Source organism: Variovorax sp. FW301-JW7 (assembly GCF_058788795.1).
Window position 1 is genome coordinate 243,362 of sequence record NZ_JBYTBC010000001.1, and the last position, 22,330, is coordinate 265,691.

At 70.5% G+C, this 22,330-nt stretch carries 13 protein-coding genes; 8 read left to right on the forward strand and 5 right to left on the reverse strand.

Features of this window, described 5'->3' with window-relative positions:
• The 4 genes from AC3WQM_RS00965 to AC3WQM_RS00980 all read left to right on the forward strand — a co-directional run bounded on the left by AC3WQM_RS00965 (nucleotide 1) and on the right by AC3WQM_RS00980 (nucleotide 15,246).
• On the forward strand, nucleotides 1-12,612 hold the full coding sequence (locus AC3WQM_RS00965; protein WP_492676560.1) for a filamentous hemagglutinin family protein: 12,612 nt from the start codon (nucleotides 1-3) through the stop codon (nucleotides 12,610-12,612).
• Nucleotides 12,613-12,625: 13 nt separating this feature from the next.
• Nucleotides 12,626-13,183, forward strand: coding sequence for an RNA polymerase sigma factor (locus AC3WQM_RS00970; protein WP_492676561.1), 558 nt, complete (start codon nucleotides 12,626-12,628; stop codon nucleotides 13,181-13,183).
• A gap of 60 nt (nucleotides 13,184-13,243) precedes the next feature.
• Nucleotides 13,244-13,474: a hypothetical protein gene (locus AC3WQM_RS00975; protein ID WP_139703102.1), complete on the forward strand. Its 231-nt coding sequence runs from the start codon at nucleotides 13,244-13,246 to the stop codon at nucleotides 13,472-13,474.
• A gap of 146 nt (nucleotides 13,475-13,620) precedes the next feature.
• Nucleotides 13,621-15,246, forward strand: coding sequence for a phospholipase D family protein (locus AC3WQM_RS00980; protein ID WP_492676562.1), 1,626 nt, complete (start codon nucleotides 13,621-13,623; stop codon nucleotides 15,244-15,246).
• A 12-nt stretch (nucleotides 15,247-15,258) separates the two neighbouring features.
• On the opposite strand, the gene AC3WQM_RS00985 is transcribed toward AC3WQM_RS00980, so the two are convergent.
• From AC3WQM_RS00985 to AC3WQM_RS01000, 4 genes are all read right to left on the reverse strand, one after another.
• Nucleotides 15,259-15,765, reverse strand: a complete 507-nt coding sequence (locus AC3WQM_RS00985) for a murein hydrolase activator EnvC family protein (RefSeq protein WP_492676563.1) — start codon at nucleotides 15,763-15,765, stop codon at nucleotides 15,259-15,261.
• Between the two features lie 113 nt (nucleotides 15,766-15,878).
• Nucleotides 15,879-16,367: a CreA family protein gene (locus tag AC3WQM_RS00990; RefSeq protein WP_492676564.1), complete on the reverse strand. Its 489-nt coding sequence runs from the start codon at nucleotides 16,365-16,367 to the stop codon at nucleotides 15,879-15,881.
• Between the two features lie 11 nt (nucleotides 16,368-16,378).
• Nucleotides 16,379-16,930: an NUDIX hydrolase gene (locus AC3WQM_RS00995; RefSeq protein ID WP_492676565.1), complete on the reverse strand. Its 552-nt coding sequence runs from the start codon at nucleotides 16,928-16,930 to the stop codon at nucleotides 16,379-16,381.
• 19 nt (nucleotides 16,931-16,949) lie between these two features.
• Complete coding sequence (locus tag AC3WQM_RS01000) at nucleotides 16,950-17,651, reverse strand: fumarylacetoacetate hydrolase family protein (protein ID WP_489058527.1); 702 nt, start codon at nucleotides 17,649-17,651, stop codon at nucleotides 16,950-16,952.
• Nucleotides 17,652-17,814: 163 nt separating this feature from the next.
• On the opposite strand from AC3WQM_RS01000, the gene AC3WQM_RS01005 reads away from it, so the two are divergent.
• From AC3WQM_RS01005 to pgeF, 3 genes are read left to right on the forward strand one after another with little or no spacing between them, the layout of a single operon-like run.
• The gene (locus AC3WQM_RS01005) at nucleotides 17,815-18,729 is read left to right on the forward strand and encodes a tetratricopeptide repeat protein (protein ID WP_492676566.1); all 915 of its coding nucleotides are present in this window, start codon (nucleotides 17,815-17,817) and stop codon (nucleotides 18,727-18,729) included.
• A 34-nt stretch (nucleotides 18,730-18,763) separates the two neighbouring features.
• Nucleotides 18,764-19,402 carry a maleylacetoacetate isomerase gene (gene maiA / locus AC3WQM_RS01010; RefSeq protein ID WP_492676567.1) on the forward strand — a complete coding sequence of 213 codons (639 nt, stop codon included), beginning with the start codon at nucleotides 18,764-18,766 and terminating at the stop codon, nucleotides 19,400-19,402.
• A gap of 14 nt (nucleotides 19,403-19,416) precedes the next feature.
• Complete coding sequence (gene pgeF / locus AC3WQM_RS01015) at nucleotides 19,417-20,175, forward strand: peptidoglycan editing factor PgeF (protein ID WP_492676568.1); 759 nt, start codon at nucleotides 19,417-19,419, stop codon at nucleotides 20,173-20,175.
• Here pgeF and AC3WQM_RS01020 read toward each other — a convergent pair.
• Nucleotides 20,107-20,415: a hypothetical protein gene (locus AC3WQM_RS01020; protein WP_082818261.1), complete on the reverse strand. Its 309-nt coding sequence runs from the start codon at nucleotides 20,413-20,415 to the stop codon at nucleotides 20,107-20,109. The genes pgeF and AC3WQM_RS01020 overlap by 69 nt on opposite strands.
• 126 nt (nucleotides 20,416-20,541) lie before the next feature.
• Here AC3WQM_RS01020 and phaC point away from each other — a divergent pair, with 126 nt between their 5' ends.
• Nucleotides 20,542-22,314 (forward strand): class I poly(R)-hydroxyalkanoic acid synthase, encoded by a 1,773-nt coding sequence (phaC, locus tag AC3WQM_RS01025; RefSeq protein ID WP_492676570.1) that lies wholly within the window; start codon nucleotides 20,542-20,544, stop codon nucleotides 22,312-22,314.
• Nucleotides 22,315-22,330: the final 16 nt, after the last annotated feature.

A 22,330-nucleotide genomic window follows, 5' to 3' on the forward strand; every position in this document is an offset into this window, starting at 1 on the left:
ATGAACACACACGAGGGACACCGCAGCCGCCGCCAGGGCGCTGCCGTGCAGGCGAGGAGCTTCCGTATTTCGCCGCTGGCACAGGCCATGGCGCTGGCACTGGCCGCCGGCGCCGCCGCCGCGCCGGCTCATGCGCAGCGCGCCTTCAGCCCGACCTGGTTCAACGCCAAGGGCGCGGCGCAGGCCACCGCCACGGCCACCGGCCTGATGCCCAACGGGTCGCCGGCGGCGCAGCTCACGAGTCCGCTCGCGCAGCAGCAGCGCGCCAGCGAGCAGCTGCAGCAGTCGATCGGCAACCTGAACCTGGCGGCCCGCGGCATCGCGGCGCAGCAGGCGGCACAGGCGGCCGCGCGGCGCGCCGCGCAGAACGACCCCTCGGTGCCCGACGGCCTGGCCGAAGGCGGCCTGAAGGTCGATACGAATGCGTTGACCGCCGGCTGGTCGAATGCCCGCGCACTGACCGGTGATTCGCAGAAGCAGGTCGACGGCCGCACGGTCGTCACTGTCGAGCAGACGGCCGACAAGGCCATCCTGAACTGGGAGACCTTCAACGTCGGGCGCAACACCACCGTGGCCTTCGCGCAGCGCAAGGACTGGGCGGTGCTCAACAAGGTGAACGACCCGCTGGCGCGGCCTTCGCAGATCCAGGGGCAGATCAAGGCCGACGGCACGGTGATGGTCGCCAACCGCAACGGCATCGTGTTCAGCGGCACCAGCCAGGTCGACACGCGCAACCTCGTGGCCGCGGCGGCGCAGATCGACGACGCGCAGTTCCAGGCCCACGGCGTGTACGCCAACGGCAGCGCGCCCAACGTCAGGAACGCGCAAGGCCGTGTCGAGGTGCAGGCCGGTGCCAGGCTTTCCACGCCTGCACCCGCTTCGGCCACGCAGGGCGGCGGCTACGTGCTGCTGCTGGGCAGCGAAGTGCACAACGCCGGCGAGATCGCCACGCCCGGCGGGCAGACGCTGCTCGCGGCGGGCGACCACTTCACCATCCGCAAGGGCGTGGGCACCGACGGCAACCAGACCTCGACCACGCGCGGCAATGAAGTCGCGGTCACGCTGGCCGCGGACAGCAAGGCCGGCCTTGTCCGCAACTCGGGCCTGATCCAGGCGCCCACCGGCGACGTCACGCTGGCGGGCCGCGAGGTGGTGCAAGGCGGCGTCGTCCTGTCCAGTACGTCGGTCAACGCACGGGGCACGGTGCATCTGAACGCGACCGGCGCCACGGGCAAGGTCGCGCTCGGCGAAGGCAGCACCACGGCCATCGTGCTCGACACCGGCGGCGCGACCGCGCTCGACAGCCAGCGCGCCGGGCTCATGGCGCCGGCGGTCCAGCTGGGCACCGGCACCATCGTGCTGGCGGGCAACGACCGCCGCGACCTGTCGCGCGTCGAAGTCGCCAGCGGCGGCACGGTCGAGTTCCAGGCCGGCTCGCTCACGCTGGCCACCGGCGGCCAGGTGGTGGTCGACGCGAAGCAGCGCAGCCTCGTGCGCGAGGGTGCGCGCATCGACGTGTCGGGCGCGGTGGGCGTGAAGCTCGCGATGGAGTCCAACAACATCAAGATCAACGTGCAGGGCAACGAGCAGCGCGATGCGCCGCTCAACCGCGACAGCAAGAACCTCAACAACAACGACCTGTGGATCGACCGGCGCTCGCTGGTCTTCGTGCCCGGCGGCACCGGCGGCTACCAGGGCGAGCGCTGGTACACCGGCGGCGGCCTGCTCGAGGTGGGCGGCTACCTCGGCACGCAGGCGCACGGCGTGGGCGAGTGGATGGCGCAGGGCGGCGTGGTGGGCTTCAGCGGCGGCGAATTGGTCACGCAGCGCGGCGCGAGCATCAACATCTCGGGCGGCACGCTCGACGTGCTCACGGGCAAGCTCAACCAGAGCTGGCTCAAGGGCGCGGACGGGCGGCTCTACGAAGTGTCGAAGGCGCCGGGCGACCTGCGCTACGCGGGCGTCTACAAGGGCTTCGAAGACGAACACGCGCGCTGGGGCAAGAAGACGACGGGCTTCTTCTACAACCCGCTGATCGGCCCGCAGACGCGGCTGGAAAGCGGCTACACCGTGGGCCGCGACGCCGGCCTGCTGATCGTCGGCACCCAGGCCGCGGTGCTCGAAGGCGAGATCGTCGGCGAGACCTTCCAGGGCGACCGCCAGACACAGGCGCGGCAGGCCGGGCTCGACGGCTACCAGCAGTCGACCGGCGCGGTGGCGCAGCGCGGGCAGCTCGTCGTGGGCCGCTACGACGCCTACTACGACAAGACGGCCGGTGCGATCCACCGGCGGCTCGACAGCGCCGGCATCAAAAACGTGGTGCTGGGCGATGCGGCCGAAGGCATTGCCGCGGGGCTCGACCTCGCGACGGCGCTGCCGGCCGAACGCCGCGACACGCTGGTGCTCGATGCGTCGCAGCTCAGCGGCTTCCGACTGGGCGCGGTGCGCATCGCGGCCACCGACAGCATCGCGGTCGACAAGGCGGTGCAGGTCGGCGATGGCGGCCACCTCGTGCTGTACAGCCCGAAGGTGAAGGTCAACGCCGACCTCGTCGCGCGCGGCGGCGGCATCCAGCTGGGCAACGTGCTCGAACAGATCAGCCTCAACTACCTGAAGGACACCAGCACCCTCACCGCGCCCGACGGCGGCACGACCTCGGTGGTGCTCGCGGGCGGTGCGACGCTCGACACCCGCGGCCTGTGGACCCACCTGCTGACGAACCCGGCCGACGCGGGCGGCGTGGCGTACCGCAACGGCGGCAGCGTGTCCGTGCGCAGCACCGGCGATGTGGTGCTGGGCACCGGCAGCGTCATCGACGTGTCGTCCGGCGCGGCGCTGTTGTCGAAGGCCAAACCGCAAGGTGGCAAGGGCGGCAGCGTCACGCTCGAGGCGGACGGCTTCAACACGGGCAGCGGCCATGTCGCGCTCGACGGTGCGGTGCTGCGCGGCCACGGCGTGGACGGCGGCGGCACGCTGACCGTGCAGACGATGCGCGTCGCCATCGGCGACACCTCGGGCGCGGCGCAGGCCGACACGCTGATGCTCGACGCCGGCTTCTTCGACAAGGGCTTCAGCCGCTATGCGCTCATCGGCAACCACGGCCTCACGGTGGCCGACGGTGCGCGGATCGACGTGACGATGCCGGTGTACCGCTTCGGCGCCCACGCGCAGGACATCGCCACCGGCAGCCGTCCGGCCGACGCGCTCGAGGTGTGGACGCCGCCGCTCTACCAGGAAGACGCGACCCAGGCCGTGCTCACGCAGCGCAAGGGCGCGAGCCTGTCGCTGCAGGCCGGCACGACGACCACGCTCGCCCAGGAACTGCCGACGGTGCAGGCCGTGGTGGGCAAGGGCGCGGCCATCCACGTCGACCCGGGCCAGGCCATCGAGGTGCGCAGCGCCGGCCAGCTCACGGTGGACGGCACGCTGCGCGCGAACGGCGGGCGCATCGTGCTGAAGACGGTGGACATCACCGACCTCGAATCGGACATTGCCAATGCAAAGGCCCATGCCCGCTCGATCTGGATCGGAGGGCAGGCGGTGCTCGATGCGTCGGCACATGCGGCCACCGCCACCGACACCACCGGCAAGCGCTACGGCCTGGTGCGCGACGGCGGCAGCATCGTGGTCGGCGGCGAGATCGATGCGGTGGGGAGCAAGGCCACCGCGTCGCAGAACTTCGTCGTCGTGCGTCCGGGCGCGCTGCTCGATGCCTCGGGCACGCACGCGGTGCTCGATGTGAACGGCCTCGGCGCCACCGACGTCGCCAGCAACGGCGGCAGCATTTCGCTCGCGTCGTACAACGGGCTGCAGCTGGATGGCACCCTGCGCGCCGTCGCGGGCGGCGAGCGCGCGGCCGGCGGCACGCTGGCGGTGGTGCTCGGCACGCCGGGCCTGCGCCTGCACCTGGACCCGCTGCAGCAGGCGGAAGACCGCGTGCGCCGGCACCGCGTGCTGGTACTGGGTGTGGAACAGGGCGCACCGCTCGCGCCCGACACCCTGCAGGCCGGCGTCGACGACGGTGCGCTCGCCTACGGCCAGGCCCGGCTGGGCACCGACACGGTCCGACGCGGCGGCTTCGACACCCTCTCGCTGTTCGCCGGCTCCACGCTCGCCTTCGAAGACGGCGTCGACCTGCGCCTGCGGCAGGGCCTGCAGATCCATGCCGGCGGCCTTGCGCTCGCCAAGGATGCGCCCGACGACGCGCACGTGGCACTGTCGGCCGCGCACGTGCGGCTGGCCGGCGCGATGCCGTCGTTCACGCGTGAAGTCCTGAGGGCGCCCGTCGCCGAAGGCGGCGTGGTGCGCGTGCCGTCCGGCACCCGCCTCGATGTGGCCGGTGAGCTGATCGACATCCGCGACGGCATGGGTTTCGGCGTCAACGGCAAGGTCCCGGTGCTCGACGGCGCGAGCGAAGCGCCCACGGTCGACCTGGCCGCCTTCGGCCACGTCACGCTGGCCAGCACGGGCGACATGCGCTTTCTGCAGGGCAGGCAAGACGTCGGCGTTTCCACGAGCCTGGTCGTTCCCGGCAGCCTGACCCTGCGCGCCGCGCAGATCTACCCGGCCACGGGCGTGGTGGCGCTCGTGTCCGCGGGCCTGACGCCGGACGGCACCTACCTGCCCGACACGGCGCTGCGCATCGAGGGCACGGGCGCGACCCCGCAGGTGCCGTACTCGGCCTTCGGCGATCTGTCGCTGCGCGCCGGTGTCATCGAGCAGGGTGGCACGGTGCGGGTGCCGCTCGGCCAGCTGACGCTCGGCGACGCGCTCACCACGAAGGTCAAACTGCTGCCCGGCAGCCTCACCTCGGTGAGCGGCGAGGGGCTGAACATGCCCTACGGCGGCACGGTCGACGGCATCAACTACCTGTACGACGGCAAGCAGGTCAAGCTCACCGGCGTGGGCGCAGGCGACGGCTACAAGCGCAACCAGACGATCGGCCTCACGTTCATGGGGGCCAGCGTGCAGGGCCAGGAAGGCGCCACGCTCGACCTGTCGGGCGGCGGCAACCTCACGGGCGCGGGCTTCGTGAGCGGGCGCGGCGGCTCGACCGACGCGCGCTTCAGCCCGCTGATGCAGGTCGGCGCCCGCGGCGGCTTCACGCTGCCGGGGCTCGCGACCAACCCGGTGTATGCCATCGTGCCCGGCGTGCAGCCGGCAGTGGCGCCCACGGGTGCAGAGAAGGGCGCGGTCGATCCGCTCGTGGGTCAGCACATCACCATCGGCGCCGGCGTGCCGGGCCTGCCCGCGGGCACCTACACGCTGATGCCCTCGACCTATGCGTTGCAGCAGGGCGCCTTCCGCGTGGAGCTGAACGGCGCGGCCGGCCTGGGCGCGCCCACCGGCACGCTGGCGATGCGCAACGGCTCGTGGCTCACGGCCGCGCAGCTGGGCGTGGGCCGCACCGGCATCGGCGACACGCTGTTCCGTCAGGCGATCGTGACGTCGGGCGAGGTGCTGCGCAGCTACTCGCAATACAACGAGATGGGCTATGCCGACTTCGTGCGCGCCGACGCGCTGCGCGTGGGCGTGCCGCGCGCCATGCGGCCGGCGGACGCGCGCAACCTGCACCTGAAGCTCGCGCCCGGCGCGGGCGCCGAGGCCTTCCGCTTCGACGGCACGGCACGCTTCCAGGTGGGCGCGGGCGGCCGGGGCGGTTCCGTGGTGGCCACGAGCAGCGAGGAGCAATGGGGCCTCGAGATCGTCGCGGCCGGCGCGTCGGCGACGGCGGGCTTCCAGGGGGTCACGCTCGACGCCGGCGCACTCAGCGGCATGGGCGCGTCGCGCCTGGTCATCGGTGGCTTGCAGGGCGCCGACTACGGGCAGAGCGGCAACGTCATCCAGACCGGCGACGGCGGGAACAGCGTGGTGCTGCGCCAGGGGGCGGTGCTGTCCGCGCCCGAGGTGTTCCTGGCCGCGGTGGGCGTGACCGAGGGCACGCCGCTCAGCGTGGTGGTCGAGCAGGGCGCGCGCATCCACACCCTCGGCCGTGGCAAGGCCGCCTACGACGCCGGCGACGGCTTCGTCTACGCCGCGACCGGCCAGATGGTGATGGTTTCCAACGGCCGGGTGAGCACGCTGCCGGTGCCCCAGACCCAGGCCGCGTCGGACAACCGCAGCCTGCAGATCGGCGTGTGTGCCAGCGCGTCGTGCAGCGGGCAGACCGAGCTGTATTCCGAAGGCACCATCGCCATGGTGACGCCCGACCGCTTCGAGATGAACGAGGCGGTGCGCTACGGCACGCGCCACCTCACGCTGGCGGTGCGCGGCATCAACGTGGGCGACAGCGCCGCGCTGGCCGCCGCCGCACAGAACCACACGCTGCCGCCGGGACTGGCCATGAGCCAGGCCCTGCTCGACCGCCTGCTGCGCGGCGACCGGCAGTACGGCGCGCCCGCGCTCGAAACGCTGGAACTGAGCGCCAGCGGCGGCGTCAACTTCTTCGGCACCGCGGCGCTGGACACCATCGACCCCGCCACCGGCAAGGCGACGATGGCGCAGCTGGTGCTGGCCACGCCCGCCATCTACGGCCAGGGCGGCGCGGACGACGTGGCCACCATCCGCACCGGCCGCCTGGTGTGGCAGGGCGCGACCACGGCGCCTTCGGCCGTGGTGCGCGGCGGCGCGGGCACCGGCAGCGGCACGCTGAACATCGAGGCCGAGCACATCGAGTTCGGCTACGGCCCCCACAGCCAGCCGAGCGGCCTGGAAGACGCGGGTCGCCTGGTGTTGGGCTTTGCCGACGTGAACCTCAAGGCCAGCGAGCGCGTGAGTGCCAACCACAAGGGCAGCCTCTCGGTCTACCAGTCGCAGGGCGCGTACGAAGCGGGCAAGGGCTACGCGTACAGCGGCGGCAACCTGCGCATCGTGGCGCCGCTGCTGACGGGCGAGGCGGGCTCGGTGAACCGCATCACGGCGGGCGGCACGCTGCGCGTGGCCGCACCGGCCGGTGCGCCGGCGGCGGCCACCGGCGATGCGGCGCTGGGCGCCGAGCTGAGCCTGCGCGGACGCGACGTGACGCTCGACACCGCCGTGGCGCTGCCCAGCGGCAGGCTCACGCTGAGCGCCGAACGCGACCTCACGCTGACCGACCGCGCGGTGCTCGACCTGTCGGGCCGCGAGGTGGTGTTCAACGACGTGAGCAAGTACAGCGCCGGTGGCGACGTGGTGCTCGAAAGCCTGCACGGCAACCTGCGGCAGGCGGCGGGGTCGGTGATCGACATTTCGGCGCAGAACAACCGTGCGGGCACGCTGAAGGCGATGGCGCTCGACGATGCCGCCGGCCAGGTCGATCTGCAGGGCCGCATCCTCGGCGCGAGCAGCGGCCACTACGACGCGGGCGGCACGCGGGTGCCGTTCGCGGCGGGCAGCGTGGACGTGCGCGCGCGGCAGCTCGGCGATGCCGAGTTCGCGGCACTCAACCAGCGGCTGAACGACGGCGGCGTGTTCGGCGCGCGCAGCTTTCAGCTGCGCCAGGGCGACCTTGTCATCGGCGACGGCCTGAAGGCCGGCGAGGTGAACGTGTCGCTCGACAACGGCAGCCTTACCGTGAACGGCACCATCGATGCGAGCGGCGAGCGCGTGGGCCGCATCAGCCTGGCCGCGAAGCACAACCTCACGCTGGCCGGCAGCGCGGTGCTCGATGCGCACGGCCGCACGCTGCGCGTGGACAGCCACGGCCAGATCATCGATTCGCCGAACCGCGCGATGGTCGAACTCACGTCGAACGACGGGCAGCTCACGCTGGCCTCGGGTTCGCGCATCGACCTGCGCCACGGCACCGACGCCCAGGTGGGCGGTGAACCGGGCCAGAACGACGGCCGGGCGCGCGGCACGCTGGAACTCAACGCGGGCCGCACCGGCGAGACCGTCGGCGACATCCGCATCGATGCCAGCGGCAGCATCGCCATCGAGGGCGCGCGCTCCATCGCCGTGAACGGCATGTGGCGCTACGACGATGCCCGCTTCGGCACCGACGCGGCGGCCACCGGCCGGCCCTACCAGGTCATCGACCAGGCGTACCTCGACGCCAAGCACCTGCAGAGCACGGCCTTCATCGACCACGCGCTGGCCAACGGCGCGCTGATGAACGGCAAGCTCGCGGGCCTGAACAACGCGCGCTACGCCGACGCCTTTCATCTGCGCCCCGGCGTGGAGATCGTGAGCAAGACCCCCGGCGGCGACCTGGTGGTGCAGGGCGACATCGACCTGTCGGGCTACCGCTACGCGAGCGTCAATCCGCACACGCCCAAGACGGGCGTGTACGGCTCGGGCGAGGTGGGCACGCTGGCCCTTCGCGCGGGCGGCAACCTCGACATCTTCGGCAGCCTCAACGACGGCTTCGCGCCGCCGCCCGCCACGCAGGACGACGGCGGCTGGCTGCTGCTGCCGGGCGTCAACCTGCTGCGCGGCGACACCGTGCTGCCGCGCGGCGGCGTGGTGCTGGCCGACGGCACGACCTTCGAGGGAGGCGCCGGCACGCTCAACTACGACCTGCCGATCAAGTCGACGGCCTTCGGGGCCGGGCAGGTGATGCCGGTGGCCAGCGTGCTGGCCAAGGCGCTCGAACTGAAGGTGGGCACGGTGCTGAGCGCCGACGTGCGCAACGCCTCGGGCACGCTGCTGTTCGCAGCGGGCAGCATCGTGGGCGGCGCCAACGTGACGCTGCCGGTGGGCACGCGCCTGGGGGCCGGCATGCGCCTGCCGTCGGCGGCCACGCTGTCGGGCGTGGTGTGGCCCAAGGGCGTGCCGCTGCCCGGCAACGGCAAGAAGTTCGTGCTGAACGGCGCCCTCACGCTGCCGCTGGGCGCGCTGCTCCCGGCCGCGACCAACATCAAGCTGCCCGGCGGGGTGACTTCGGTGAACCTGCGCCCGGACGGCGCCGGCAGGCTGTGGGCCGCGGCGGCGATGCTGCCCGAAGGTTCGCAGTCGTGGTCGGTGCGGCTGGCCGCGGGTGCGGACCTGAACGCGGCGGACAACCGCATCGTGCAGGTGCATCCGGCGGCGGGCCGGGGCGACCTGCGGCTGGCGGACAGCCACTACGGGATGTTCGGCAAGCTGAAGCCCGGCGGCGCGTTGTGGAGCGTGGAAGGGTCCATCAATTTCGTGGGCGATGAGAGCATGGCTGGCAAGCCCATCGATTTCGCGGACATCCAGTACCCGGAGCTTTGCGTGGACCTTCCCAGCTATTGCGTCATCGCCGCCCCGGAGTACAGCTACCTGCCGGGCAGCACGCGCTTCAGCGTGGTGCGCACCGGCGCGGCCGATCTCGACCTGCTGGCCGCCGGCAACCTGCGCATGGATTCGCTGTTCGGCGTGTACACCGCCGGCGCCTCGTCGCAGGCCACGCGGGCCGGCGACCCCTACAACCTGCCGCGCGCGGTGGGCGCCAAGGGCACGGTGCTCAACGACGCGAGCGGTGGCTACGAGAAGTTCGTCGATGGCGGCGCGCAGAGCCTGGCACGCGCCTGGTACCCGGCCTCCGGCGGCAACCTGACGCTCAAGGCCGGCGGCGACCTGACCGGCGACATGATGCTGATCTCCGGGGGAAGCGGCTTGGGGCGGCCGAATCCGGCCGACAAGGGCTTCAACAGCGGCGCCATCGGCAACTGGCTGTGGCGCCAGGGCACGGGCGACAGCTTCGGCGGCGCGCAGGACCAGCCCACGGCGTGGTGGATCAACTTCGGCTCGTATGTCGGCACGACCGGGGCGGCCGACAAGTTGCTCGGCTTCACCGGCTTCGGCACGCTGGGCGGCGGCGACCTGCGCGTGGACGTGGGCGGCAACGCGGGGCTGCAGGGACGGCGCGGCGCCAAGACAGATTCGTCCACCGACAGCCGGCGCAGCCAGGGCCTGGTGCTGGCGGTGGGCGGCACCGGCCGTGTGCTGGCCGACGGCAGCCTGAGCCTGACGGGCGGTGGCGACGTGCTCGTGCGCGTGGGAGGCGCCTTCAATCCGCTCCACACGCCCTACGTCGAGGGTGCCGGTGGCGACTCCGACGCCGGGCTCAACGGGGCCATCGTCAACCTCCGGGGCGACGTGCAGCTGCAGGCCGGCACCCTCGGCAGCCTGCCCCGGGTCTATGGGCTCTCCGAGCGGGCGCAGTCGCCCCGCGAGACCCGCGCCTACGACCTCTACACGGCAACCCGCGGCATGGCGCAAGGCGGCATCGTGTTGGCCCCGGGCGATGCGAACTACACGCTCGCCACGCGTGGCGACCTGGTGGTCAAGGGGGTGATCGATCCGACGCGCGTCGACCTCCCCAATGCCACGCCGTTCAGCGCCAACGGCCTGGAAGGACGGGGCCAGAGCTGGTTCACCCTGTGGACACCGCACACGGCCATCCGCCTCTTCGGCGCAGGCGGCAACCTGGTGCCGGTGACGGGTGGCGCGGGCGTGCCCGTGACCGACTCGGCCTTCGTGTACCCCTCGATCCTGAGTGCGGTGGCCGCCAGTGGCAGCCTGTTCTATGGCGATGCGGCGACCTTCGACAACACCGGCACGGGCACGCCGCTGGTGCTGGCGCCCTCGGCCCACGGCATGCTGGAGTTCCTGGCCAGCGACTCGATCTATGCGGGAGGCAACACCGTGAGCCAGTCGGGCGCGGCCGCCTCGGCGCTGGCGACGCCGCTGCGTCCGGCCTTCCAGGGCACGACCGGCGATGGCACGGTGCTGGACAACCTGTCGGGCGGCAATCGCCTGGATGGCGGCGGTGTGCGTCCGCTGTTCGCCTTCGGCCCCAACACGGTGTCGGGCGAAGCGGTCGGCACGCAGCCGGCGCGCTTCTACGCCGTGCATGGCGACCTGGTCGGCGTGAGCAGCGGGCGCATCCTGCGCTTCGGGCCTGACGACGCGACGCGTGCCGGCCAGACCTGGTACGAGGGCGCGCAACCGGTGTGGATGCGGGCCGGGCGCGACATCGTCGCGAGCGGCACGCCCGTCGGCCAGACCGAGCCCTCGAATGGCCTGGCACAGGCCTACTTCGCGAGCAGCGGCAACCTGTTCGCGCACCAGAAGCCGGGCGACATCTCGGTGGTTTCGGCGGGCCGCGACATCCTGTTCAGCACCTTCAATGTGGCCGGCCCCGGCACGCTGGAGATCACGGCCGGGCGCGACATCCGCATGGAGAACAAGGCCTCGGTCAGCAGCCTCGGCGCGGTGGTGCCGGGCGACAGCCGGCCCGGTGCGGGCATCGCGATGTTGGCCGGCGTGGGCGCTCACGGGCCCGACTACGCGGGCTTTGCGCAGCGTTACCTCGACCCGGCCCACCTCATGCAGAGCGGCCAGCCGCTGGCCGACCAGCCCGGCAAGGTGGTGAAGAACTACAACCGCCAGCTCACGCTGGGCGACTGGCTGCGCGCCGAGCTTGGCTACAGCGGCGACGACAACGGCGCGGCGGCCTGGATGGCGCAGCGGCAAGCCCGCCTCGACGCGGACACCGGCACGCCGCGCCGTGTGCTCGCCAACGACTACCGGCAGGCGAGCCAGCTGTACCTCGTGAACTGGCTCGAAGCCTCGCAGGGCTACGGCGGCAAGGGCGGCGCACAGGAGGCGCTCGCCTTCTTCAACGCGCTGCCGCCCGAGCAGCAGCGCAGCTACCTGCGCGGCGTGTACTTCGCGGAGCTGAAAGAGGGCGGGCGCGAATACAACGACGAGCGCGGCGTGCGCTACGGCAGCTACCTGCGCGGGCGCAACGCGATCGCGTCGCTGTTCCCGGGCACCAGCTACAGGGGCGACATCACGATGTTCGGCGCGGCCGGCGTCAACACGCTGTTCGGCGGCGACATCGCGATGCTCACGCCGGGCGGGCGCCAGGTGTTCGGCATCGAGGGCGCGGCGCCCGAGGCCGTGGGCACGCTGATCCCGGGCGTCATCACGCAGGGTGCGGGCGACATCTCGCTCTATGCGCTGGGCAGCATCCTGCTGGGCCAGAGCCGCATCATGACCACCTTCGGCGGCAGCGTGCTGGGCTGGTCGGCCGAGGGCGACATCAACGCCGGTCGCGGCTCGAAGACGACGGTGGTCTACACGCCGCCCAAGCGCGTGTACGACCGCTGGGGCAACGTGGTGCTGTCATCGGACGTGCCGAGCACGGGCGCGGGCATTGCCACGCTGAACCCGATTCCCGAGGTGCCGGCCGGCGACATCGACCTGATCGCGCCGCTGGGCACCATCGACGCGGGCGAGGCGGGCATCCGCGTGTCGGGCAACGTGAACCTGGCGGCGCTGCAGATCGTGAATGCCGCCAACGTGGCGGTGCAGGGCAAGAGCACGGGGCTGCCGGTGGTGGCGTCGGTGAATGTCGGTGCCCTGACCAACGCCAGCGCCGCGGCGTCGCAGGCCACGGCGGCGGCGCAGGACGTGATGCAGCGCGAACGCGCGGCGGCGCGGCAGGCGTTGCCGTCGGTGTTCTCGGTGCGCGTGCTCGGCTTCGGCAACGAGCCCGTGTCCGGCGCGCCAGAGGCCCCCGAGATGCGGCGCAGGCCGGCGGAGCAGGCGAGCTACGACCCGTCGGGCTTCGTCCAGATGGTCGGGCATGGTGCGCTCACCGACGCGCAGCTGACGCGCCTGAACGAGCCCGAACGGCGCGGCCTGCCGCGCGGCCGCTAGCCGGCGACGCACCATGTCGCACGTCTGCCTGTTGCCCCGCGGCGATGCCGCGGGAGCCGCCCCTGCGCCACCGGATGTCCAGCAACTGCTGGTGGCGCACTACGCGCAACTGCACCGGCGGCTGTCGCTGCACCTGGGGTGTGCCGACGCCGCCAGCGAAAGCCTGCACGATGCCTGGCTGCGTCTGGGCGAGGCCGCCTTCGCGGACACCTTGCAGAACCCCGTGGCCTACATCTTCCGCGTGGCGTGCAATGCCGCGATGGACCGCCTGCGCGCCGAGCGCCCCTGGCAGTACGCCGGCGAGGCGGAGGACACGCTCGCGCAGGTGGCCGATCACGCGCCGGGGCCCGAGCTGATCGCCGAGGCGCGCTCCGACCTGAAGGCGGTCGAACGCGCGATGCAGGGGCTGCCGCACCGCCACCAGGACATCTTTGTGGCCTTGCGTGTGCACGAGCTGACGCGGCACGAGGTGGCGGTGCGGCACGGGCTGTCGCTCCGGCGGGTGGATTCCACGCTGCGCCAGGCGATGCAACGTCTGCCGTCGGGTCGCCGGTCAGGCATGCATGTCTAGGCGGTCTCTTTTGTATGCAATGTTTGCAAATGAAAACTAAAGGCCTATGATGAATTCATCATGGAATCGGCCCGACTCGATCTCCACGTTCCAGACGGCTGGACGGGATGGTTCGAACTCACGCGCACGCCGAAGGGCACTTACGCCGGCATCGCGGCGCTGAGCCTGGACGGCATCACGCGCTGCGCCCTGGTCATCACGCAGCAGCTGTCGTGGGACTCGGCCGTGGCGCGCGCGAACGTGCGCGCGGAGCATTTCGTGCGCCAGTGGTCGCCCGAGCGCGGGCACTGACACGCACCGACGGGACATTGAAAGCGCGCCGGCGCCGCGCGTGGTAGAAACCGCCACCCGTGGGCGCGGTCGTGCACCGCGCCGCGCGGCAGCGGTGTCTTTCTCCCTTCGCTCCGTGCCCTTGCCCTCCCCATTTCCTGTCGTTCATGCAGAACCTGTTTGCCCGGGCTGACGTGCCGCGCGCCCGGTGGTTCGCCTGGCTGCTGTGCAGCCTGGCGATGCTCGTGCTCGCCGGTTGCGCCGGCCTGCCGACCGAGGTGGTGCGCAAGCCCTCGAGCGCCATCACCGACGGTGCGGACACCACGCTGGGCCGGCTCGTGCGCGCTGCCGCACCGCCAGGCGAACCGCTCAGCGGCTTTCGCCTGCTGCCGATGCCGCAGTTCTCGCTGCATGCGCGCATCGAGCTGGCGCGCCGCGCGCAGCGCTCCATCGACGTGCAGTACTACCTCGTGCAGAACGACGAGACCGGCCGCTACCTGCTGCGCACGCTGCGCGACGCGGCCGACCGCGGCGTGCGCGTGCGGTTGCTGGTGGACGACCTGTACACGGCGGGCGCCGACCCGCTGTTCACCAGCTTTGCCTCGCACCCGAACGTCGAGGTGCGCCTGTTCAATCCGTTCCCGGCCGGGCGTTCGCGCTTCGGCACGCGCTGGGCGTGGTCGATCCTGGACTTCGACCGCGTGCACCGGCGCATGCACAACAAGCTGTTCGTGGTCGACAACACGATGGCGGTCATGGGCGGGCGCAACATCGCCAACGAATACTTCCTGCGCGACGGCGGCTCCAACTTCATCGACATCGACACGCTGGTGGCCGGCGCCGTGGTGCCGCGGCTGTCGTCGCTGTTCGACATGTACTGGAACAGCCCGTACGTGTACCCCATCGAGTCGCTGGTGCCGCGCGGCAACGAGTCGGCGCAGGCGCTGCGCGAGCGCTTCGACCGGCTCACCACGGGGCCCGAGACGCTGCACCCCGAAGAGCCTGAATCGACCGACCTGCTGGGCCACAACCCGCTGGCTAAGGACCTCAATGCCGGCAAGCTCTCGCTGAGTTGGGCGCGCGCGGAGGCGTATGCCGACGCGCCCGCCAAGGCGCTGGCGCCCACCGACGAAGGGCGCGGGCTGCCGGCCGACCAGGCGACCGACAGCGTGCTCTACAACGTGCAGCGCTACCTGCGCGGCGCGCAGCACGGGGTGCTGCTGACCACGCCGTACCTGATCCCAGGGCGGGGCGGCATGGAGACGATGCAGATCGTGCGCGGCAATGGCGTGGGCTACACCATCGTCACCAACTCGCTGGCGGCCACCGACGAGTCGCTGGTGCACATCGGCTACCGGCGCTACCGCGCGCAGATGCTGCGCCTGGGCGTGGAGCTGTACGAGCTGAGCCCCAAGCGCGTGGAGCAGACCAAGCGCTTCGGCATCTACGGTTCGGCCAGCGGGCGGCTGCACGGCAAGTCGGCCGTGATCGACCAGCAGGTGGTGTTCGTCGGCTCGATGAACTTCGATCCGCGCTCGGCGCTGCACAACACCGAGATCGGCATCTTCATCTTCAGCCCGCAGATCGCGCAGCAGCTGACCAGCCTGATCGGTTTCATGCGGCTGGACGGCGCCTACCAGCTGCAGCTGGGGCCGCGGGGCGGCATCGAGTGGGTGAGCCCGGCGTCGGGCGACGGGGCGGACACCATCCTGCACACCGAGCCCGAAACCCATTTCTGGGCCCGCTGGCGGCTGGAGCTGCTGGCGCCCCTGGTGCCCGAAAGCCTGCTGTAACGGCTTTTACGTTTACTGCTGCAAACGGCCGTTGAGGTACGGCTCGGGATCGACGGCGGTGCCGTTCTTGCGGATCTCGAAATGCAGCTTCACGCGGTCGGCGTCGCTGTTGCCCATTTCGGCGATCTTCTGGCCCTGGCGCACCACGGCGCCTTCCTTCACGAGGATGGTCTTGGCGTGCGCGTAAGCAGTAAGAAAGGTCTCGTTGTGCTTCACGATGACCATGTTGCCGTAGGAGCGCAACTCGCCCCCCACGTACACCACGCGGCCGTCGGCCGAGGCCACGATGGGGTCGCCCAGGTTGCCCGCGATGTCCAGGCCCTTGTTGCGCACGCCGTCGAAGCGTCCGACGGTGGTGCCGGCGGCAGGGCGGATGAAGAGCGCCTGGCGCGGCGGCTGCGGCGTGGCGCCTGGCACGGGCTGCTGCGGCTGCGTGGGGCCGGGCGTGGTACAGGCGGCAATGCCCCCGGCCACGAGCAGCGTGGCGGCGGTACGTAAAACGAAAGTCTGAAGGTGCATGACGCTGTTGGAACGGATTCGTTGCGGAGGGTTCCGTCGAAGGCCGACACCTCGGTGTCGGCCGCTCGGACGATGCTAGCAAACTCGCATCGCCGAGCCCTTTAGCAGCCCCTTCACTTGAGAGGGATCGGCGTGCCGCGATCGACCGGCACGGCCGTGATGCTGTTCTTGGGCGAGCCGTCGATCAGCAGGTCGGAGTAGGTCAGGTAGACCAGCGTGTTGCGCTTGGGGTCGACCATGCGCACCACGCGCAGGCGCTTGAAGAGCACCGACAGGCGTTCGGTGTAGACCTCTTCGCGCTTGGGCAGCGGCTGCGTGATGCTCACCGGGCCGACCTGGCGGCAGGCGATGGAGGCTTCGGCCTTGTCCTCGGCCACGCCGAACGCACCGGCGATGCCGCCGGTCTTGGCGCGCGAGACATAGCAGGTGACGCCATTGACCTTGGGGTCGTCGTAGGCCTCGACCACGATCTTGTGGTCGGGGCCGATGAGCTTGAAGGCCGTGTCGACCTCGCCCACCGTGTCCGCCTTGGCCGCCGAAGCCGCGAGTGCAAAGCCGAGGCTGGCGCCACAGAGGAGGGTGGCGCGCAGGGTCTTGAGCATGGGGGAATTTTTCAAACGATGCTGAGTTCGTGGACGCGGTCGAAGCTGCCGCGCTTGCGGTCTTCGAAGTAATGCTCGAGCGCCTGGCGCACGGTGCGAAAGGCAATCTCGTCCCAGGGAATCTCGTCCTCGGTGAAGAGGCGCGCCTCGATGGTTTCGTGGCCCGGGTCGAAGCGGTCGTCGAGCAGGCGCGCGCGATAGAACATGTGGACCTGGCCCACGCGCACCACGCTGATCACGGCGAACAGGCCCTCGATCTCGAAGTTCGCGCCGGCCTCTTCATTGGTCTCGCGGGCCGCGCCCTCGGCGGTGGTTTCCTCGAGCTCCATGAAGCCCGCGGGCAGCGTCCACTTGCCCCAGCGCGGCTCGATATTGCGCTTGCACAGCAGCACCTTGTCGCCCAGCACGGGGATGGTGCCGACCACGTTCAGCGGGTTCTCGTAGTGGATCGTGTGGCAGGCCGGACAGACGGCGCGCTCCTTGGTGTCGCCGTCGTCCGGCACGCGGTAGACCACCGTCGTGCCGCAGTTCTTGCAATGCTTGATGGGTACGCGAAGAAACATGAAGCGGGACCGCCTGGCGTCAGACGATCTTCACGGTCAGCGCGGGCAGGCCGGCCACCTGGCCCACCAGCGTGTCGCCGGCCACCACGGCCGCGACGCCCTCGGGCGTGCCCGTGAAGATCAGGTCGCCGGGCTGCAGCTCCCAGGCCGCCGACAGGTGCTCGATGGTCTCGGCCACGTTCCAGATCAGCTTGCTCACGGTGCTGCGCTGGCGGTCTTCGCCGTTCACCTGCAGCGAGATTTCCGCCTGTTCGGCGTTGCCGGCCTGTGCCACGGGCACGATCGGGCCGATGGGCGCGCTCTGCTCGAAGCTCTTGCCGATGTCCCAGGGCCGGCCCTGCTTCTTCATGTCGTTCTGCAGGTCGCGGCGCGTCATGTCCAGGCCGACGGCGTAGCCGTAGATGTGCTTGTGGGCGTCGGCCGCCTTGATGTTCTTGCCGCCGGTGCCGATGGCCACCACGAGTTCGATCTCGTGGTGCAGGTTCTTCGTGAGCGTGGGGTAGGCCATGGTGCCGGTCTGGCCCGCATCGACCGTCACCAGCGCGTCGGCCGGCTTCATGAAGAAGAAGGGTGGCTCGCGGCCGGTGAACCCCATTTCCTTGGCGTGATCTTCGTAGTTGCGGCCCACGCAGTAGATGCGATGCACCGGAAAGCGGGCGGGCTGACCGACGACCGGCACGGAAACGGTGGCCGGCGGGGCAAAAACAAACTCGGAAGCCATGGGAAGGTGTCCTTTTTCAGCGAAACGGGAGGGGAGACCGGCAGTGTGCCAGAGGCCGCACGGGCTTGCCGGCACGCCGGACTCGGGATTTTGCGGCGGCCCACAATAGGCGCTTCTGCGCGTTTCCCCGACCCTTTTCCTCCTCGTTCTTCCTCGCTTCACCATGCCCATCCGACTCGGCAAAGCCGGCAAGGCCACCGCCTTCAACGAACTCGGTCGCGAACGCGACGATGCCGGCGACCAGGAAGGCGCGCTGGCCGCCTACGCGCAGGCCAGCGCCATCCATCCCTGCTGGGCGGCGCCCTGGTACAACGCCGGGCTCATCCACAAGTACCGCGGCGACTGGGCCGCGTCGTTGCAGGCCAATGCCCGCGCCGTGCAGTGCGAGCCGGGCAACGAAGGCGCGCTGTGGAACCTGGGCATCGCGGCCACCGCGCTGGGCGACTGGCCCACGGCGCGGCGTGCGTGGCGGCAGTACGGCATCGGCATCCCCGAAGGCGAAGGGCCGGTCGACTATTTCGTCGGCCTCACGCCGATCCGCGTGCACGGCGACGAAGGCACCGAGGTGGTGTGGGCCGACCGCATCGACCCGGCGCGCGCCATCCTGCGCAACGTGCCCACGCCCGCCTGCGGCCACCGCTACGGCGACCTCGTGTTGCACGACGGCGCGCCCAACGGCTACCGGTTGCGCGGCGAGCGCGAGGTGCCGGTGTTCGATGCGCTGGAACTGATTGCGCCGTCGGCGCACGCGACCTACGAGGTCTCGGTGGAAGGCGTGAGCTCGGAGGACATCGAGGCGCTGGTGCAGCGCTTCAAGGCCGCGGATGGCTTCGCCGAGAACTGGACCGACAGCATGGAGATGCTCTGCCGCGCCTGCTCCGAAGGCCGTCCTTTCGGCGAGGGCCGGCACAACCACGGCGCCGACGAGGCGCCCGGCACGCTCGGGCCATGGCGCCTGGGCATTGCCTCGCGCGAGGAGGCCGCCGCGCGCGAGCTGCTCGACACGTGGCAGCAAGAACACCCCGAAGCCCGGCTGCACGACTTCCGCTGCGTGCTCCCGGCCACACCCCGCTCCTGAAGGTGAAATCCAAGGGCGCTATCCTCGAGAAATCATGAAGCTGCATAACTATTTCCGCTCCTCCGCCTCGTTCCGTGTCCGCATCGCCCTGAACCTCAAGGGCCTGGACTACGACTACGTGCCCGTGCACATCGCGCGCGGCGAACACCGCACCGGCCCGTACTCGGCGATCTCGGCCGACATGCTCGTGCCGCTGCTCGAAGACGAAGGCGAGCGCTTCTCGCAGTCGATGGCCATCATCGAATACCTGGACGAAACGCACCCCGAGCCGGCGCTGCTGCCGACCGATCCCGTGGGCCGCGCCCATGTGCGTGCGCTGGCGCAGTCGATCGCCTGCGAGATCCATCCGCTGAACAACCTGCGCGTGCTCAAGTACCTCGTGAAGGAACTGAAGGTCGACGACGAAGCCAAGAACACCTGGTACCGCCACTGGGTGCGCGACGGTCTGCTGTCGTTCGAGCGCCAGCTCGCGCAGCACCCGGGCGGCACCTACTGCTGGGGCGACACGCCCACCATCGCCGACTGCTGCCTCGTGCCGCAGATCTTCAATGGCCGCCGCTTCGACTGCGACTTCAGCGGCCTGCCGCGCACCATGGCCGCCTTCGACGCCTGCATGAAGCTCGACGCCTTCCAGCGCGCACAGCCTTCGCAGTCGCCCGACGCGGAAGCCTGAGCCGGCACGTCGCGATGAATCCGCAATGGCTGGTGCCCGAGTGGCCCGCGCCGCCGAACGTGCGCGCGCTGTGCACCACGCGCGACGGCGGCGTGTCGACCGGGCGCTATGACAGCCTGAACCTCGGCGACCACGTGGCCGACGACGCCGCGCACGTCGCCGAGAACCGCCGCCGGCTGCAACAGGCGATCGGCACGCGGCCGGTGTTCCTGCAGCAGGTGCATGGCACGGGGCTCGTGTCGCTCGACGAGGCCGTGCCCGACGGCACCGTCGCCGATGCCTGCACGGCCACGACCTCCGCACGCGCCTGCACGGTCATGGTGGCCGACTGCCTGCCCGTGCTCTTCACCGACGAACGCGGCCACCGCGTGGCCGCCGCGCATGCGGGCTGGCGCGGGCTGGCCGGCGGCGTGCTCGAGCAGACCGTGCGCGGCTTCGCGCAGGATGAAGGCGGCGGTGCTCCGCGCCTTATGGCCTGGCTCGGCCCCTGCATCGGCCCGAAGGCCTTCGAGGTCGGGGCCGAGGTCAAGGCCGCCTTCGAGGCGCAGTCGCCCGAGGCGGCAGCGTGCTTCACGCCCGCGGCGGCCGAAGGCAAGTGGCTGGCCGACCTGCCTGCGCTGGCGCGGCAGCGGTTGCGTGCGGCGGGTGTCGCGTCGCTTCACGGCAACGACAGCGGCGATGCGTGGTGCACCGTCGCGCAGCCGTCACGGTTCTTTTCGCACCGGCGCGACGGCGTCAGCGGGCGCTTCGCTGCGCTGGTCTGGAAGGTCTGAAGCCGCAGCCTCCGCAGCGGCGCGGCGTGCTGCTTCCTGGGCCTGCGCCTCGCGCTCCTTGATCGCCCGCCGGCGCGCCGGCGTGGCCATCAGGTAGATCACCAGCGCCACCGGCGCGAGGCCGTAAAGAAGAAATGTGAAGATGGCGCCCAGCACCGTGCCGGTGGTGTTGGTGGCCTCGGCCACCGCCATCATCACGGCCACATAGAGCCAGCCGATCACGATCAAATGGATGAACACAGGCGCAGACGTTTTGTTTCAAGGGATTAGTGAAAGCGCGGCGTTGTGAGTGCCTTGCGAATGCAGCATACTCAAAACACGCAAGCCATCCGTTCGTATCGACCCAGGCCACGGCCAGGAGACATGATGAAGCAACAAGACACGGGGGCCGATGCGTTCGCGCCCTTTCAAAAAGCCCTCACGCAGGGCTGGACCCAGGCCATGGAGGCTTTCCAGAAAGCTGGGGGCCCAGGTGGTTCCGCCGCTTTCGACGTCGGCGGCACGCCGCTATGGCAATTGCCACAAATGGCGCAATTCCCCGGTGCGGCCCGCATGCCCGAGCTGCCCAAGTTCTCCATCGATCCCGAGCAGCTGCAGTCCATCCAGCAGCAGTACCTGAGCGATGCCACCGACCTGTGGCGCCGCGGCTTCGGTGCCCGCCCCGAGGGTGACAAGCGCTTTGCCGCCGAGGCCTGGGGCAGCAACCCGATGGCCGCCTTCTCGGCCGCCGTCTATCTGCTCAACGGCCGCACCATGATGCGCATGGCCGAGGCCATCGACGCCGACGACAAGACCAAGGCGCGCCTGCGCTTCGCGGTCGAGCAGTGGATGGCCGCGGCCTCGCCCAGCAACTCGCTGGCCTTCAACGCCGAGGCGCAGAAGAAAGCCATCGACACGCAGGGCGAGAGCATCGCCAAGGGCATCCAGAACCTGCTGCACGACATGAAGCAGGGCCACGTCAGCATGACCGACGAGAGCGCCTTCGAAGTGGGGCGCAACGTGGCCACCACCGAAGGCGCCGTGGTGTTCGAGAACGACTATTTCCAGCTGCTCGAATACAAGCCGCTCACCGCCAAGGTGTACGAACGACCGTTCCTGCTGGTGCCGCCGTGCATCAACAAGTTCTACATCCTCGACCTGCAGCCCGACAACTCGCTCATCCGCTATGCGAACGAGCAGGGCCACCGCGTGTTCGTGGTGAGCTGGCGCAACCCCGACGAGTCGATGGCCCAGGCCACCTGGGACGACTACATCGAGAACGCGGCCATCAAGGCCATCCACACCGTGCAGGAGATCAGCGGAAGCAAGCAGATCAACACGCTGGGCTTCTGCGTGGGCGGCACCATCCTGAGCACCGCGCTGGCCGTGCTTGCGGCGCGCGGCGAGAAGCCGGCCGCATCGGTCACGCTGCTGACCACGTTTCTCGATTTCAGCGACACCGGCATCCTCGACATCTTCGTGGACGAGCCCATGGTGGCGTACCGCGAGATGCAACTCGGCAAGGGCGGTCTGCTGCCCGGCGGCGACCTGGCCTCGACCTTCAGCCTCCTGCGCCCGAACGACCTGGTGTGGAACTACGTGGTCGGCAACTACCTCAAGGGCGAGACGCCGCCGGCCTTCGACCTGCTGTACTGGAACAGCGACGCCACCAACCTGCCGGGCCCGTTCTACGCCTGGTACCTGCGCAACACGTACCACGAGAACAAGCTGGCCAAGCCGAATGCGCTCACCGTGTGCGGCGAGAAGGTCGACCTGGGCAGGATCGACATCCCGGCCTACATCTACGGCTCGCGCGAAGACCACATCGTGCCCATCGGCGGCGCCTACACCTCCACGCAACTGCTCACAGGCAAGAAGCGCTTCGTGATGGGGGCCTCGGGCCACATCGCCGGCGTGATCAATCCGCCCGCCAAGAAAAAGCGCAGCCACTGGCTGCGCGAGGACGGCAAGTTTCCCAAGACCCAGCCCGAATGGCTGGCCGGTGCGCAGGAGCAGCCGGGCAGTTGGTGGACCGACTGGGCACAATGGCTCAAGGGCCACGCGGGCAAGCAGATCCCCGCGCCCAAGGGCTACGGCAACGGCAAGGCCTACAAGGCCATCGAACCGGCGCCGGGACGCTACGTGAAGGCCAAGGCCTGAACGGGCGCCAGCTCCC